At 54.8% G+C, this 524-nt stretch carries 1 protein-coding gene; it reads left to right on the forward strand.

Features of this window, described 5'->3' with window-relative positions; all coding sequences use genetic code 11:
- A partial coding sequence (nusG, locus tag AC1DLB_RS31805; protein WP_477786508.1) for a transcription termination/antitermination protein NusG occupies positions 1-348 on the forward strand: 348 nt, incomplete at its 5' end.
- Positions 349-524: the final 176 nt, after the last annotated feature.

The raw sequence follows: 524 nt of genomic DNA on the forward strand, positions 1-524 counted from the left end.
GGTTATGTGCTGGTTCAGATGGACATGAACGAGGGTACTTGGCACTTGGTCAAGGATACTCCTCGGGTGATGGGCTTCATCGGTGGTACTGCCGACAAGCCTGCACCAATCACAGATAAAGAAGCAGAAGCGATTCTGCGTCGCGTTGCTGATGGTAGCGACAAGCCGAAGCCGAAGACGTTGTTCGAGCCGGGTGAGTCGGTACGTGTCAACGACGGGCCGTTTGCCGATTTTACCGGCACGGTTGAAGAGGTTAACTACGAAAAGAGCCGGATCCAAGTGGCGGTGCTCATTTTCGGTCGCTCTACTCCGGTAGAGTTGGAGTTCAGTCAGGTCGAAAAGGTCTAGCTGAGCAAGCATCCCAACCCCGCAGCCCTAGGCTGTGGGGTTTTGTCGTCACTGGGATAAACGCGCAAGTAACCGGGGAGCCTTTCGAGGCGTTTGAACCCGTAATTGGAGTGCCTCATGGCCAAGAAGATTACCGCTTACATCAAGCTGCAAGTGAAGGCCGCTCAGGCTAACCC

The sequence above is a fragment of the Pseudomonas sp. 05N434 genome (assembly GCF_056396965.1).